The sequence below is a fragment of the Pseudomonas sp. Leaf15 genome, assembly GCF_001421425.1.
Classification (GTDB): domain Bacteria; phylum Pseudomonadota; class Gammaproteobacteria; order Pseudomonadales; family Pseudomonadaceae; genus Aquipseudomonas; species Aquipseudomonas salomonii.
On record NZ_LMKI01000032.1, the window covers coordinates 124,782 to 139,750 of the forward strand.

The 14,969-nt window shown below is 60.7% G+C and carries 16 protein-coding genes and 1 pseudogene; 9 read left to right on the forward strand and 8 right to left on the reverse strand.

The genetic code is table 11. The annotated features are described in order from the left end of the window. Nucleotides 1–67 precede the first annotated feature (67 nt). Nucleotides 68–1,336, forward strand: coding sequence for an Hsp70 family protein (locus ASE80_RS20045; RefSeq protein ID WP_056860491.1), 1,269 nt, complete (start codon nucleotides 68–70; stop codon nucleotides 1,334–1,336). Between the two features lie 266 nt (nucleotides 1,337–1,602). Here the strand turns inward: ASE80_RS20045 and ASE80_RS20050 are convergent, their stop codons facing one another. From ASE80_RS20050 to ASE80_RS20065, 4 genes are all read right to left on the reverse strand, one after another. Continuing rightward, nucleotides 1,603–2,181, reverse strand: coding sequence for a hypothetical protein (locus ASE80_RS20050; protein WP_056860492.1), 579 nt, complete (start codon nucleotides 2,179–2,181; stop codon nucleotides 1,603–1,605). Nucleotides 2,182–2,224: 43 nt separating this feature from the next. Further along, nucleotides 2,225–3,238 (reverse strand): AI-2E family transporter, encoded by a 1,014-nt coding sequence (locus tag ASE80_RS20055; RefSeq protein WP_056860493.1) that lies wholly within the window; start codon nucleotides 3,236–3,238, stop codon nucleotides 2,225–2,227. Nucleotides 3,239–3,429: 191 nt separating this feature from the next. Then, the gene (locus ASE80_RS20060; RefSeq protein WP_056860494.1) at nucleotides 3,430–3,732 is read right to left on the reverse strand and encodes a PsiF family protein; all 303 of its coding nucleotides are present in this window, start codon (nucleotides 3,730–3,732) and stop codon (nucleotides 3,430–3,432) included. A gap of 72 nt (nucleotides 3,733–3,804) precedes the next feature. Further along, entirely contained in the window at nucleotides 3,805–4,593 is a 789-nt protein-coding gene (locus ASE80_RS20065; protein WP_056860495.1) for an AraC family transcriptional regulator, read from the reverse strand. 97 nt (nucleotides 4,594–4,690) lie between these two features. Here ASE80_RS20065 and ASE80_RS20070 point away from each other — a divergent pair, with 97 nt between their 5' ends. Further along, entirely contained in the window at nucleotides 4,691–5,578 is an 888-nt protein-coding gene (locus ASE80_RS20070) for a DMT family transporter (RefSeq protein WP_056860496.1), read from the forward strand. A 113-nt stretch (nucleotides 5,579–5,691) separates the two neighbouring features. On the opposite strand, the gene ASE80_RS20075 is transcribed toward ASE80_RS20070, so the two are convergent. Further along, nucleotides 5,692–6,582, reverse strand: a complete 891-nt coding sequence (locus ASE80_RS20075) for an esterase/lipase family protein (protein WP_056860497.1) — start codon at nucleotides 6,580–6,582, stop codon at nucleotides 5,692–5,694. A gap of 200 nt (nucleotides 6,583–6,782) precedes the next feature. On the opposite strand from ASE80_RS20075, the gene ASE80_RS20080 reads away from it, so the two are divergent. Beyond that, nucleotides 6,783–7,313, forward strand: coding sequence for a ferritin-like domain-containing protein (locus tag ASE80_RS20080; RefSeq protein ID WP_056860498.1), 531 nt, complete (start codon nucleotides 6,783–6,785; stop codon nucleotides 7,311–7,313). A gap of 336 nt (nucleotides 7,314–7,649) precedes the next feature. On the opposite strand, the pseudogene ASE80_RS30850 reads toward ASE80_RS20080, so the two are convergent. Both ASE80_RS30850 and ASE80_RS20085 read right to left on the reverse strand, forming a co-directional pair. Further along, nucleotides 7,650–7,838, reverse strand: a pseudogene (locus tag ASE80_RS30850) (hypothetical protein); the annotation flags it as partial. A 199-nt stretch (nucleotides 7,839–8,037) separates the two neighbouring features. After that, nucleotides 8,038–10,104, reverse strand: a complete 2,067-nt coding sequence (locus tag ASE80_RS20085) for an AsmA family protein (RefSeq protein WP_056860499.1) — start codon at nucleotides 10,102–10,104, stop codon at nucleotides 8,038–8,040. A gap of 346 nt (nucleotides 10,105–10,450) precedes the next feature. On the opposite strand from ASE80_RS20085, the gene ASE80_RS20090 reads away from it, so the two are divergent. Together ASE80_RS20090 and ASE80_RS20095 are read left to right on the forward strand one after the other, a co-directional pair. After that, the gene (locus ASE80_RS20090) at nucleotides 10,451–10,861 is read left to right on the forward strand and encodes a hypothetical protein (protein ID WP_056860500.1); all 411 of its coding nucleotides are present in this window, start codon (nucleotides 10,451–10,453) and stop codon (nucleotides 10,859–10,861) included. Between the two features lie 154 nt (nucleotides 10,862–11,015). Beyond that, nucleotides 11,016–11,648 (forward strand): TetR family transcriptional regulator, encoded by a 633-nt coding sequence (locus tag ASE80_RS20095; RefSeq protein ID WP_056860501.1) that lies wholly within the window; start codon nucleotides 11,016–11,018, stop codon nucleotides 11,646–11,648. A gap of 6 nt (nucleotides 11,649–11,654) precedes the next feature. Here the strand turns inward: ASE80_RS20095 and ASE80_RS20100 are convergent, their stop codons facing one another. Next, nucleotides 11,655–12,143: a C40 family peptidase gene (locus tag ASE80_RS20100; RefSeq protein ID WP_056860502.1), complete on the reverse strand. Its 489-nt coding sequence runs from the start codon at nucleotides 12,141–12,143 to the stop codon at nucleotides 11,655–11,657. Nucleotides 12,144–12,482: 339 nt separating this feature from the next. On the opposite strand from ASE80_RS20100, the gene ureE reads away from it, so the two are divergent. From ureE to ASE80_RS20120, 4 genes are read left to right on the forward strand one after another with little or no spacing between them, the layout of a single operon-like run. After that, nucleotides 12,483–12,983, forward strand: coding sequence for an urease accessory protein UreE (ureE, locus tag ASE80_RS20105; RefSeq protein ID WP_017136794.1), 501 nt, complete (start codon nucleotides 12,483–12,485; stop codon nucleotides 12,981–12,983). Next, nucleotides 12,980–13,654: an urease accessory protein UreF gene (locus ASE80_RS20110; protein WP_056860503.1), complete on the forward strand. Its 675-nt coding sequence runs from the start codon at nucleotides 12,980–12,982 to the stop codon at nucleotides 13,652–13,654. Before ureE ends, ASE80_RS20110 begins: the two co-directional genes overlap by 4 nt. A gap of 9 nt (nucleotides 13,655–13,663) precedes the next feature. Further along, entirely contained in the window at nucleotides 13,664–14,278 is a 615-nt protein-coding gene (gene ureG / locus ASE80_RS20115; protein ID WP_017737493.1) for an urease accessory protein UreG, read from the forward strand. Between the two features lie 24 nt (nucleotides 14,279–14,302). After that, nucleotides 14,303–14,875, forward strand: a complete 573-nt coding sequence (locus ASE80_RS20120) for a HupE/UreJ family protein (RefSeq protein WP_056860504.1) — start codon at nucleotides 14,303–14,305, stop codon at nucleotides 14,873–14,875. Nucleotides 14,876–14,969: the final 94 nt, after the last annotated feature.

Consider the following 14,969-nt stretch of genomic DNA (forward strand, 5'->3'; position numbering starts at 1 on the left):
CGGCCTACGCATCTGGGCGCGAGTGGCATACACTGCGCGGCCGTTTTTTAACCGGAACCTGGAAGACATGAACAACACATCCCCAGCCCGTGCCTGCGGCATCGACTTCGGCACGTCCAACTCCACCGTCGGCTGGATCCGGCCCGGCGAGGAGACGCTTATCGCGCTGGAGGACGACAAGATCACGTTGCCGTCGGTGGTGTTCTTCAACTTCGAGGAGCGCCGCCCGGTGTACGGTCGCCTGGCGCTGCACGAATACCTGGAAAACTACGAAGGCCGGCTGATGCGCTCGCTCAAGAGCCTGCTGGGTTCCAAGCTGATCAAGCACGACACCAGCGTGCTCGGCACGGCCATGCCGTTCACCGACCTGCTGGCGCTGTTTATCGGCCAGCTCAAGAGCCGCGCCGAAGCCAACGCCGGTCGCGAGTTCGAAGAAGTGGTGCTGGGCCGCCCGGTGTTCTTCGTCGATGACGACCCGATGGCCGACCAGGAAGCCGAAAACACCCTGGTGGATGTGGCACGCAAGATCGGTTTCAAGGACATCTCGTTCCAGTACGAGCCGATCGCGGCCGCGTTTGACTACGAGTCCACCATCGAGAAAGAAGAGCTGGTGCTGATCGTCGACATCGGCGGTGGTACGTCTGACTTCTCGCTGGTGCGCCTGTCGCCGGACCGTCGTCACAACGACAACCGCCAGAGCGACATTCTCGCCACCGGCGGCGTACACATCGGCGGCACCGACTTCGACAAACAACTCAGCCTGCAAGGCATGATGCCGCTGTTCGGCTACGGCAGCCGCATGAAAAGCGGCGCCTACATGCCCACCAGCCACCACATGAACCTGGCCACCTGGCACACCATCAACTCGGTGTACTCGCAAAAATCCCAGCTGGCCCTGGGCAGCATGCGCTACGACATCGAAGACACCGGCGGCATCGACCGCCTGTTCAAGCTGATCGAGCAGCGTGCCGGGCACTGGCTGGCCATGGAAGTGGAAGAAACCAAGATCCAGCTGACCCACGAAGACAACCGCCACGTGGCCCTGGACCGCATCGAAAAAGGCCTGAGCGTCGACCTCAGCCGAGCATTGTTCGAGTCGTCCATCGACGCGTTGCTGGAGCGTGTGCGCAACAGCGTCACGCAACTGCTTAACGATGCCTCGGTGAGCGTGGCCCAGGTGGACACGGTGTTCTTCACCGGCGGCTCCAGCGGCATTCCGGCACTGCGCCACAGCATCTCGGCGATGCTGCCGAATGCACGGCATGTGGAAGGCAATATCTTCGGCAGCATCGGCAGTGGCCTGGCGATTGAGGCGAGCAAGCGTTACGGCAGCTGACCTGTCCAGCCATTCAAGTGTGGGAGCGGGCTTGCCCGCGATAGCAGAGTGTCAGGCGATGTATTTATCCACTGACCCAACGCCATCGCGGGCAAGCCCGCTCCCACCTTTTGACCTGCGTACACTTGAAAGCCCGCTCGTCACAAAGGCGGTGCCACCATTACTGGCCATCCCCTTGCGGGACGGATGTGATCGGGCGCAAGCAAGTCCAGGACCCTATCAAGCACGAACAGGGCGGCTTTTCAGTCGCCCTGCCGGAAGATCCTCTAGCGGTGATAGATCGTCCACAACCCCATCAGCGTCAGGCCCCACATGACTGCGCCCAGCACGATTACCAGGTAGTTCCAGAGGTTAAAACGCGCGTTGCTCTTGCCCTCGGGATCGTCTGCCGCAAAATTGATCAGGCCCTGGGCTTGCTGGAGGATGTAGGCACACAGCGGGATCGCCAGGATCGCCAGAGGTTGATACACAGACCAACTGTCGATCCGTTTAGCCGCCACCTCGAAAACCCTGGCGCCGACCGTCACCACCACAAACACGGTCGCCCACTGTTCGAAGTCAAAGTCGAATTTTCGGCCGCTGCGAGCAACGCGATCGGCGGCGCGGCGATACAGTTGGTGCATAAAAAAAATAAAGAAAATGGCGCGGGCCAGAGGCCAGATATCCAGCTGATGGGCTTTTTTGTACAAGCTCCAGTTTTTATACGACCAGATATAGGTATAAAGCCCAAAACTGAGGAAGCTGAGCACCAGCAGCTTGGTTTTGGAAATGACGTAAAACTCTGCAGACGTCTTTACCGTCTCGGTCAGCTCCGCCGTTGGCGCAGCGTAGATGTTGTCGTTCACCGCTTGTTCCCCTCTAAGTCCCTTTAAAGTGCAGCTTACTGCGTCAAACCATGCCGGCGAGCTTCAGCTCACTCTTTAAATACGCATAATAAATCGGCCCCGCCACCACGCCCGGCAGGCCGAACGCGGCTTCAAACACCAGCATCGCCAGGAGCAATTCCCAGGATTTGGCACTGATCTGCCCGCCGACAATGCGCGCGTTGAGGAAGTACTCGACCTTGTGGATCACGATCAAATACCCCAACGCCGCCACCGCCACCCAGATCGACAGCGACAGCGCGACGATGGTGATCAGGGTGTTGGAGATCAGGTTGCCGATCACCGGCAGCAAGCCGACCAGGAAGGTCAGCACGATCAGGGTTTTGGTCAGCGGCAGGTGGATACCGCACAGCGGCAACACGACGGCGAGAAAAATCGCAGTGAAGGCCGTATTGAGCGCGGCGATCTTGATCTGGGCGAAGACGATATTGCGAAACGCCTGGACCAGCAGGTGCAGGCGGTCGAACAGCGCGGCGGCCAGGGGTTTGCGTTTGGTCAGGTCGGGCACGCGTTGCAGGGCAATGATGGCGCCGAGCACCATGCCGATCAGCAGGGTGACGAACATGTGGGCGGCGTCTTTGCCGACCAGTTGCAGCTCGCTCAGGTGTTTGCTCAGCCAATCGCCGATGGCCACGCGGAACTCGGCGGCACTGGCGGGCAGGTAGGCGTCGACGAACGGCGGCAGTTGCCCGCGCGCGCGGTCGACCACGCCCATGAATTTGTCCAGGGAAGCCCCGGGGTTTTCCGCTTCGTGGAGCAGGAAACTGATGGCGCCGGCAAAGATCAGGGTCAGCACGCTGACGATCAAGGTGCCCAGCAAGGCCACCGCCAGCCAACGCGCACGCCGGCCTTCGATCAACCGCTGCAACTGCGGGGTGAGCATGTTGACCAGTTCATAAACCAACAGGCCGGCCAGCAGGCTGGGCAGCAGCTTGAGTGGCAGCACCAGCAGGAGCCCGCCGAAAATGATGATGCAACTGACCAGCAACAACACGTGACGCTGAGAAAACGTTGGCATACAGCCTCAAAACGAACGGCGTTAAAGGATGGGCAGTCTGCCAGCCTTGAGGGAATCAAGCGAGAGGTCTGAATTGTGAACACTGTCAGTGTGGGAGCTGGCTTGCCTGCGATGGCATCACCTCAGTCTGGCTGATGTATCGCGGCGTCTGCATCGCGGGCAAGCCCGACTCCCACATGGGATCTATGTTGTTAGCTGCCTTTGAGGCAGGTGCTCATAAAGGTTTTACGCGCATCGCCTGCCAACGCCTTGGTTTTCGCCGTGGCATTGCAGTCTTTCATTTTCTGCTGCTGCGGGGTCAGGGTCTTGGCATCGTTGGCGGCCGGCGCCGACAGGCAGGTCTTCATAAAGGCCTTGCGGTCATCACCTTTGAGCGTCTTGGTGGAGGCTTCGGCATTGCAAGTGGTCATTTTATTTTGCTGGGCAGTGGCAGCGAAGCCTTGGGAACACAGCAGCAGGCCCATCATCAACAACGGAATACGCAGCATCTTCATGGAGTTTTCTCCCTGTTGCCGTACCAAAGGGGCACGGCCTACGCAGCAGTGTAGTCAAAACCTGTTACATCTTCAGCGCCCGCGAATATTCGACCGGCGGTACTGCTCCGGGGTGCAGCCGGCGTGACGCTGGAACATGGCGATAAACGCCGAGGCGGTGCTGTAGCCCAAGTCAAAGGCTACGTGTTGCACACTGCGGTCGCTGTCCAGGGCTTCGATGGCGGCGAGGTAACGCAGGCGCTGGCGCCATTCACCGAAGCTCATGCCCAGCTCGCGCACAAATTGGCGCGCCAACGTCCGCTCGCTCACATGCACTTGTTCGGCCCACTGCGCCAGCGGGCGATTGTCGCCAGGCTCGGCCTGCATGCCTTCAAGTACGCCGAGCAAGCCAGGGTGGCGCGCGTAAGGCAGGAAGCAATCATGCATAGGCGCTTGTTTGAGCTGGTCTACCAGCACCTGGGCCAGGCGTATATCGGCCTCGGTCTGCGCGATATTGACGTCACGCTGGGCAAAGTCGCTGAGGATGGCCTTGAGAATGTCACTGATCGCCAAGGTGCACGGCGCCTGCGGCAGTTGCGCGCAGAGTTCCGGGGCCAGGCCCACTGAGCGATACACAATCGCCTGGGCATTGTAGGAACTGTGCTCGGTATTGGGTGGGATCCATACCGCGTACTGCGGCGGCGACATAAAGCGGTTGCCGGCCACTTCCATGCGCATCACGCCATTGGCCGAATAGTCCAGCGAGCCCCAGCCGTGCCGATGCGGCGTGCATTCGGTGTCGGGGGCGAATTCGGAGTAGCGGAAGTAGACGGGGCTCGGCAGGCTGCGAAAATCCGCGAGGCGTACGGTGTGTCTGGCCATATTGTCTGGATACAAAGGTCGGTTGTCTGGATCGCAGTATAGGCTTCTATCCAGACAGGGGATAATCCCGGCTCATCAACACACCTGGTTTCTTTCGATGCAATACGTGTATCCCCTGCTGGCCATCTTTATCTGGGCCGGCAACACCGTGGTCAACAAACTGGCGGTGGGCTCGATCTTCCCCGCAGAAATCGGCTTTTACCGCTGGTTGCTGGCGGCGTTGCTGTTTACTCCGTTCATGCTCAAACCGGTGCTGGCCAACTGGGCGCTGATCCGCCCGAACCTGGGCAAGATCTTCATCCTCGGCGTACTGGGCATGGCGGTGTATCAAAGCCTGGCCTACTACGCCGCGACGCTGACCAGCGCCACCAATATGGGCATCATCCTGTCGCTGATGCCGTTGATGTCGCTGACGGCCGCCATCATCAGCCTCGGCCAACGCCTCACCTTCGGCGCGCTGACCGGCGCGGTGCTGTCGTTCGCAGGCGTGGTCGTGGTGGTGTCGGCCGGCAACCTCGGCGCGTTGCTGCAACACGGGCTCAACCTGGGTGACGCGATGATGCTGTTCGCCACCCTGGCCTACGCGGTCTACAGCACCCTGCTGAAAAAATGGCAGCTGCGCTTGCCGCCGCTGGTGTTGCTGTATTTGCAGATACTGGTGGCGGTGATGGTGCTGTTTCCGCTGTTCCTGTTCTCGGCCAAGGCCGGCTTGGGCTGGGCGAATATCCCACTGGTGCTGTACGCGTGCCTGCTGGCGTCGATGCTGGCGCCACTGGCGTGGATGCACTCGGTGAAACACCTGGGGCCAAGCCGCACCACACTGTTTTTCAACTTGCTGCCGTTGATTACCGCATTGATTGCGGCGGTGGTGTTGAAGGAAGAGTTGGCGCTGTATCACTTGGTCGGTGGCTTGCTGACCTTGGGCGGGGTGATTTTGTCGGAGCGTTGGATTACGCCGGTGCGCCGTGAGGTTGGGGTTGCCTGACAGCTCGCCATCGCAGGCAAGCCAGCTCCCAAATTCGACCGGGTTCCGACTTTGGAATGGGGCCAACTGTGGGAGCTGGCTTGCCTGCGATGAACGATAACCCGGTCTCCCGGTTAAACCCCCGCCGCCTTCAGCCGCCGAGCATGCTCGACAAACAACCGGATCGGCTCCGCACCTTTGCCCACCAACCCCATGGATTGGTTGACGATATCGAAGTGGTCCAGGGCGTAGTCATCGCCGATGACCGTGCCCAGGTGCGAGCTGTAGCGCCCGACCATGCCGTCACATTGGCCCTGCTCACGCACAAAGCTGCGCGCAAACAGCCGGCAACTGCGATGGGTGCCATCCAGCAGGTTGCGCCCACGGTCGGTCTTGCGTGGCTGCAAGGTGCCGGACCACGAGTAATAACGCACGCCGTTGACCACCTCGGCGCCCTGCCCGCCCCAGGTTTCGGGCAGCCCTTGGGGATACTGGCGGTTAAACATGGCCACACCCTCACGGGTCAGGGATTGGTGCGAGGCGTGCAAGTCGGCCTTGAAGCGCGGGCCGCGATAGCCGGTTTCCAGCAGGCCCATTACCCAGGCAACCAGATGAAACATTGCGCTCATCAGCCTGCCTTTCACGCTCGCCGGCGGGTAATGGGCGTGGATATGGTCCGCCAGTTCCGAGCCATGGTTGGGCCCGGCCACCGACGTCACGGACGCTACCCACTGCGGGCGCAGGGCGGCGGCATAACGCGCGGTGAGCGCGCCCTGGCTGTGGCCGATCAGGTTGACCTTGTCGGCGCCGGTCTCGCGGCGGATCTGTTCGATGCGCGCCAGCAACTGCTCGCCGCGCACCTCGCTGGAATCCAGCGGCGCCACCTGAATGGCAAATACCTGCGCCCCACCCGCCCGCAGCGCCGGGACAATACCGTACCAGTAAGGGAAAAAACCTACGCGCACAAAGCCCAGCATGCCGGGCACCAGCACCAAGGGGTAACGCGTGGCGAGGGAATCGGGCATGGGGCAGCATCCAGGTCGGAAAAGCGATAATGCCATCCTAGACCAACCGACATGACTGCCCCATGACTAAGCCGTTTGGAAGTGCCCGGTCAGACGGTGTGAAATCCGATAAAACTTTTTGCCTCAGCCAGGACTCACAACTTGGAGTGATCACGCCGACAGAGCGTGGCGCAAAACCGGATTAGCACCAGGAGATTGAGATGACCCAAGCAAACTTGACCGACGTTGCAACCCTGCGCAGCCGCGCCCGCCAGCATGTCGAAAACGGCGCCGTGACCGAAGGTTACGATGCCGACCGTGAGGAAATTATCCGTCTGCTCAACGAGTCGCTGGCCACTGAACTGGTCTGCGTGTTGCGCTACAAACGTCACTACTTCATGGCCAGCGGCCTGAAAGCCAGTGTCGCCGCCGATGAGTTCCTGGAGCACGCCACTCAGGAAGCCGAACACGCCGACAAACTGGCCGAGCGCATCGTGCAACTGGGCGGTGAGCCGGAGTTCAACCCCGACCTGCTGTCGAAGAACTCCCACGCTCAATACGTGGCCGGCAATAGCCTGAAGGAAATGGTCTACGAAGACCTGGTGGCCGAACGGATCGCGGTGGACAGCTATCGCGAAATCATCCAGTACATCGGTGATAAAGACCCGACTACCCGTCGAATCTTCGAAGACATCCTGGCCCAGGAAGAAGAACACGCCGATGACATGGCGGATATTCTGCAGGACCTGTAACCCGCTATACCGCTGAACCCCATGTGGGAGCGGACTTGCCCGCGATAGCAATCCAACAGTCAGTGTCTGTATCGACTGTTACACCGCTATCGCAGGCAAGCCAGCTCCCACATTTTTTGCGCCGGTCACTGGATGCATCCTGATCGTTCCCACGCTCCGCGTGGGAATGCATCCAGTGACGCTCTGCGTCACATCCCCTTCAGGAGCGGACGCAGAGCGTCCTGGGCGGCATTCCCACATCCAGTGACGCTCTGCGTCACATCCCCTTCAGGAGCGGACGCAGAGCGTCCTGGGCGGCATTCCCACGCAGAGCGTGGGAACGATCGTTTGAAAGCCTTATTTAACGGTTTTCGGCGCCTTGCCTTCCTTCATCTGTTGCAGCAACGGTGCGCACTGGTTGGGCTCATCGCCGCTCGGTGCGACCAGGGCCAACAGACCAGCCGCCGGGCCGGCGATCACACCGAGCGCGACCATGCCCGCACCGCGCAACATCAACGGCACCGCTTTCACACCAGCATTGGGCTTTCCTGATCGTTCCCACGCTCCGCGTGGGAATGCATCCAGTGACGCTCTGCGTCACATCCCCTTCAGGAGCGGACGCAGAGCGTCCTGGGCGGCATTCCCACATCCAGTGACGCTCTGCGTCACATCCCCTTCAGGAGCGGACGCAGAGCGTCCTGGGCGGCATTCCCACGCAGAGCGTGGGAACGATCGTTTGAAAGCCTTACTTAACGGTTTTCGGCGCCTTGCCTTCCTTCATCTGTTGCAGCAACGGGGCGCACTGGTTGGGCTCATCGCCGCTCGGCGCGACCAGGGCCAACAGACCAGCCGCCGGGCCGGCGATCACACCGAGCGCGACCATGCCGGCACCGCGCAACATCAACGGCACCGCTTTCACACCAGCATTGGGCTTGATAAATGGGCCGTTGACGTACAGTGGCGAGCGCAGGGAAAAGAGGCGGAAGCCTTTTGATTCGGGCGTGATGGTCAAGTCCAACTGCTCGGTAGCCATGTTCGCCGTGCCATCGATATAAATGATCGCGTTCTCGGTATCGAATACAAACAGCCGCGTCGTCGCCAGACCCGTCTTGATGCCAAAGTCCGCCGCCGCGCAGTTGATCTTCACTTCCTTGTCGCCGAACAGACGGCCGACCACGTAGTTGCCGACGTTGAGCCCGGCAATTTCCATCAGGCCGCGGCTGATGGCGCCGTCGTTGATCAACATTTTCAGGTCACCGTTGGAGCTGCCCAGCAGGGCCGCCACGGAGTTGCCGCGCCCGGAAATATCGGCATCGCCGTTGAGCTCACCAAAGCTGGTTTTCATCGGCTCGAACGTCGGGAAGAGCTGCTTGAGCTTGAAGTTACGCGCGGTCAGTTTGGCGCGACCTTCCATCGGCGTGATACGCCCGTTCAAGCGAATCTGCGCATCCAGCTTGCCACCCGCCACACCAAAGCGCAGGGGTTGCAGGCTCAGCTCGCCATCGTTGAGGACCAAGTGGGTGTAGAGATCGGTGAACGGCAAGTCGGCGCTGTGCACGATGCGTTTGCCGGTAAATTCCACATCGGCGTCCATGTCGCGCCAGCGCTCGGTGCGGAACTCTTCCACCGGCAGCACCTTGGTTGCCGGTTGCTTGCTCTCGCCACCACGGGCCTTTTGCTTGGCGTTGGAGTCGGCGCCGATCAACGGCGCAAGGTCAGTCATCAGCAGTTGGTTGGACACCAGCGTACCGCTGAGCTTGGGGCGTGGCTGGCTGGCGACGTAGCTGAGGTTGCCGTGGATATCACTGTTGCCGATCTTGCCGTTGAAGTTTTCATAGGTGAATGACGCGCCGCTGGCCTCATGCAGTTTGGCGATCAGATGGCCGTCGGTGGAATAGGCCGGAGAATCGGGCAGCGTTACGCCGGTCAGCGGGTAAAGATTGCCCAGGCTGCTGCCGGACAGTTTCAGCCGCAGGTCCAGGGCGCCCAGGTTCAGCGGGTCGGTCAGGGTACCGGCCAGTGCGATGCTGGTGTCGGCGATTTTCACTTGCGCTTGCAGCGGGAACGGCTTGGCCGCGTCCTGCAAGGCCAACAGCCCGCCGATCTTGCCGGTGCCGTCGAGTTTCTGGCCATGGTACTGGCCTTTGACCTTGAGACCGAATGCATAGTCCTGCGGCGCCGAGCCTTTTTCCAGGGCCTTCTTGGCGTCCGCGTCGCCGACAATTTCACCGAAGGGAATCGGCTTGCCGAGCAGGTCGATGATCACGTCCAGTTGGGTTTTGAGGGTTTGATCGTCGAGGGTGACATGGCCCTTGTCGAAGCCGATGGAACCGATGTCCACCACCCAGCTGGAAGGCTCGGCGTTGGGGTCTTTGGGGTCGAACTTGAAGGTCCAGTTGGCGCGGCCGTCGGCCAGGCGCTGCAAGTCGGCACTCGGTTCGGTGAGGTCGATACGCGGGATCACCACGCGTTGGGCCAGCAAAGCCAGGGGCGAAATACGCAATTCCACGCGCTTGAGCGTGACCATCTGCGGTTTTTTTGACCAGTCGGGATTGCCCAGGACCAGGTCTTCGGCAATCACGTGCGGCCACGGCACCCACGCCCGCCAACCGCCTTCATCGGGCTCGCGCGCCCACACCACGGCGAGGTTGCCATTAATGGCAAACGGGCGATGCAACTCTTCGGAGACCTTGGCATTGAGCGGCGGCTTGATGCGGTTCCAATCAAAAAACACCAGCACCAAGACCAGGATGGCGATTAACACCGCGAAGCTGGCGCAGCTCCAAACCACGATTTTACGAGTGCGCGTCATTGCACAGGACTCCTCAACACAGATAGCAAAACTACAGCTTATAAGGCTACGACTGGCAAACCGCCCAGGGGTTTAACCCGAACAGCGATTTAGTCGCAATAAGCCAATTTCCTGATCGATCAGACAGTTTTCATCATCAACGGCGCACCATTGTTACCCACGTTCGTGTCGAAAATACCCACTTCGGTGCAAAAGCGCGGGCTTGAGAGGCGCGTTCTAGAGCCTCTGCGGGGAACAATCAATTCTGTTGATTATTACCATTGTGTTTATGAACTTTTATATCGACTTCTCGAGAGTAACATTAGCCCTGTACCCACTTTATCGCCCTCCCAAGGAGCAACCCATCATGAAACGCCAAATACTCGCTACTGTTCTGCTGTCGGTCCTGGCTTCCAGCGCATTTGCCCTGCCAGCCGCTGAACAAGCTACCCCACAGAACAAAGCTCAAGCCGTTCAGTCGAGCCAGACCCTGGCCCGCAGCGGTTCGCAAGAAGATGAAAACCGTGACTACGCCAAAGGCGCTGTTGCTGAAAACGGTCGCAACCGCCTGGAAGAGAAAGGTCTGGTAGAAGGCGGCGCTGAACAAGCCAACAAACGCGCTTACACCGAAGGTGTTGCTGAAGGTGGCCGTGATCGCCTGGAACAGAAAGGTCTGGTAGAAGGCGGTGCTGAACAAGCCAACAAACGCGCTTACACCGAAGGCGTTGCTGAAGGCGGTGCTGACCGTCTGCAAGAACTGCATCAAGCACAGAGCTAACCCCGTGGTGGCCGAGAAAAAAGCCCGATCAGAAGATCGGGCTTTTGCTTTTATCTAGACTGCATCACACCCTGAACACCCCGCCAAGTTCGACGTAGATGAAGCTGTTTTGCTAGAGTGCAACGCTGTACTTGCCGACAAAGCCCGCCCGCCGATGCTGCCCCGCGCCGAACAAAAGCAACAGACCCGCCTCGCCTTGATGGACGCAGCCCGCCATCTGATGGAGTGTGGCCGTGGGTTCGGCAGCCTGAGCCTGCGCGAAGTGGCCAAGACCGCCGGGATCGTGCCGACCGGGTTCTATCGTCATTTTGAGGATATGGACCAGCTGGGGCTCGTGCTGGTGAGTGAAGTCGGCCAGACCTTTCGCGCCACCATTCGCCTGGTCCGTCACAACGAGTTCGTGATGGGCGGCATCATCGATGCCTCTGTGCGGATCTTTCTCGATGTGGTTTCGGCCAACCGCTCGCAATTCCTGTTCCTGGCCCGCGAGCAATACGGTGGCTGCCTGGCCGTGCGCCAAGCCATCGGCGCCCTGCGCGAAGACATCACCCGCGACCTGGCCGCCGACCTCACATTGATGCCCAAGCTCCAGCACCTGGATGCCGACGGCCTGCACGTCATGGCCGACCTGATCGTCAAGAGCGTGTTCGCCACCCTGCCCGACATCATCGACCCTCCGGCCCAGGCCCTGCCTGCCCACCTTACGCCCCAGGCGAAAATCACCCAGCAATTGCGCTTTATCTTTATCGGCCTCAAGCATTGGCAAGGGCTGGGCAGTACCGAATAAACCCGGTCAGCCCGCGGTGTGGAAGCGCTTGGCGGTGGTGTAGTGCTTTTTCCAGTAGCTGTTGCTCAATGAATCGATACGCACGTGTTTGCCGCTGCTGGGCGAGTGGATAAATTTGCCCTGGCCAATATAAAGGCCCACATGGCTGACCTGGCCGCGCCCATTGCCTTTGAAAAATACCGCGTCGCCGGGCTTGAGCGCCTCGCGCTTAACGGTCGCAGCGCTGGATCGATGCATTTCTGTGGTGGTGCGCGGCAGGCGGATATTGGCTTCGGTCTTGAACAGGTAGACCAGGAAGCTGCTGCAATCAAACCCCTGGTCAACCTTGGTACCGCCACTTTTATAGGGCGTGCCGAGCAGCTCGTGGGCACGATCGATCACGTTGTCGATGGTGGCGGAGGGTTCGAAGGACACAGGCGCTTTTAAATTGGCCGAGGCCGGTATGACCGCGCAGGACAAGCTGACAATGAGTGAAACTAAAAATACCTTGAACATGATCGGCGTCGCAGTGGATTAAACACGGCGCACATCGTAATGAAACAGCGCGTAACTTTTTGAACGGCAAATCCTGCAATCGCGTAGGAAAATTCCGAGAAGAACCCAGTGCGAAATAGATGAAAGAAGTTTCATGCGCCCGGCAACAGATCTAAACGCAAAACGCCCACATCCAGTGCTATAAATCCGATAACGCACCAAATTGAAGCGCGACAAGCATTCGCCGACGCCCTATTCGGTGGCATGTCCGTGCTTGCCTACAGGGATTTCCGGCCCTTACACACGGTTGGCAAGCCCCTTGCTCTAGCTCCTTTATCGCTCATAGCTGGAAGCCTCCTGATGCTGGTGATCCACCGCCGAATCGCCCCCCAAGCCCTCTGGGCCGCCGAACTGCTGCTGAACTTCGAAGCGCGCAGCAAAAGTCGCCTGCGCTGTTTCAGTGCCGACGGCGAAGACGTCGGCCTGTTTCTGGAGCGTGGCCAGCCGCCGCTGCATGATGGCGAATGCCTGCAAGCGGAAGACGGGCGCGTGGTACGCGTGGTCGCCCGCCCTGAACAGCTGCTGCACGTCACCTGCAGCAACGCCTTCGAACTGACCCGCGCGGCCTATCACCTCGGCAACCGCCATGTGGCCTTGCAAGTCGGCGACGGCTGGCTGCGCCTGCTCGATGACTACGTGCTCAAGGCCATGCTCGAACAGCTCGGCGCCACCACGCAAACCCTCGAGGCTCCGTTCCAGCCGGAACACGGCGCCTATGGCGGCGGCCATCACCATTCGCGCCATGGCGACGAAGACTTCAACTACCCGCCCAAACTGCACCAGTTCGGCGTGCGTCTATGAACCCAGCCTGGGCGCTGTTGCGTCTGGCCAGTCCGCAATTGCCGATTGGTGGCTACAGCTATTCCCAAGGCCTGGAGATGGCGGTGGATAACGGCCGCGTCCATGATGCCGCCAGTGCCCGGCGCTGGATCAGCGACCAGTTGCTGCTCAATCTCGCCCGTTTCGAAGCGCCGCTGTTGCTCGCCCATTGCCGCGCCGCCGCCGAACAGGATTGGCCGCGTTTGGCGCAGCTGTGCGAAGAGCACCGCGCCAGCCGCGAGACCCGCGAGTTGTATCAGGAGAGCCGGCAAATGGGCTATTCCCTGCAACAGCTGCTCAACGGTTTACCGGAGCTGGACGACGCCGCACGCCACTTTCTGGCCCAACGTGATGAGCCGCACCTGGCCCTGGGCTGGGCCTTGGCCGCCCGCGCCTGGCACATCAGCCCCGACGACGCCCTGGCCGCGTGGCTGTGGAGCTGGCTGGAAAACCAATTGGCGGTGCTGATGAAAACCCTGCCGCTGGGCCAGCAAGCCGCCCAACGCCTGACCAGCCAATTGCTGCCCCTGCTGCAACAAGCCCAGCAGGACGCCGCACACATCGACCCTATCCATTTCGGCAGCGCCGCGTTCGGCCTGTCCCTGGCGTGTATGGCCCATGAGCGCCAATACAGCCGCCTGTTCCGTTCCTAGGAGACCTATATGAACACACAACCTTTGCGTGTCGGCATCGGCGGCCCAGTGGGCTCCGGCAAGACCGCACTGACCCTGGCACTGTGCCTGGCGCTGCGCGACCGCTACAACCTGGCGGTGGTCACCAACGATATCTACACCCGCGAAGACGCGGATTTCCTGGTGCGCAACCAGGCCCTGGCGCCCGAGCGCATCATCGGCGTGGAAACCGGCGGCTGTCCGCACACGGCCATCCGTGAAGACGCCTCGATCAACCTCGAAGCGGTGGACCAACTCAACCGCCGCTTCCCCGGCCTGGACCTGATCCTGGTGGAGTCCGGTGGCGACAATTTGTCGGCCACGTTCAGCCCGGAACTCTCGGACCTGACCATCTACGTGATCGATGTGTCTGCCGGTGACAAGCTGCCGCGCAAGGGCGGGCCCGGTATTTGCAAATCCGACTTGCTGGTGATCAACAAGATCGACCTGGCGCCTTTGGTCGGCGCCTCGCTGGAACTGATGAACAGCGACACCACACGCATGCGCAACGGTAAGCCCTTTGTGTTCAGCAACCAGAAAACCGGCGTCGGCCTGGAAGAAATCGTCGCCTTTATCGAACGTCAGGGCTTGCTGACTGCGGCCTGATCCCACCCCCAAAAAGGAGCCTGTATGGGTCTCAACAAACTTTTCGCTACCGCTGCCCTGCTGCTGGCACCGGCCCTTGCCTTCGCTCACCCCGGGCATGGCGATAATGGGCTGGTGGCCGGTATCAGCCACCCATTGGGCGGTATTGATCATTTACTGGCCATGATCGCCGTCGGCCTGTGGGCCGCGCAGCAACAAGGCAAGGCGCGCTGGGCACTGCCTTGCGCGTTTGTCGGCACCATGCTGATCGGTGGCGTGCTTGGCTTTGAGGGCCTGGAACTGCCGGCGCTGGAAAGCGGGATTGCCGCCTCGGTACTGGCGCTGGGCTTGGCGGTGGCGCTGGCAGTGCGGCCGCCGCTGTTTGTGGCGGTGGCGGCGACGGCGTTGTTTGCGTTGTTCCACGGTGTGGCGCACGGCCTGGAGCTGCCGGACATGTCCAGCCCGTGGGCGTATGCCGCCGGGTTTGTCGGCGCGACGGCGGCTCTGCATGCGGCTGGGTATGCCGTGGTGCGTTTTCTGCCGGCCGCTGCGGCACCGTTGGTACGGGTTGCCGGGGCAGCTTCGGCGGCGACTGGGGTTTGGTTGCTGGCGGGCTGATTTGCGTCGCTGCCGAGGGCCCATCGCAGGCAAGCCAGCTCCCACCTTTGACTGTGTTCACAGATCCAAAGGTGGGAGCTGGCTTGCCTGCGAT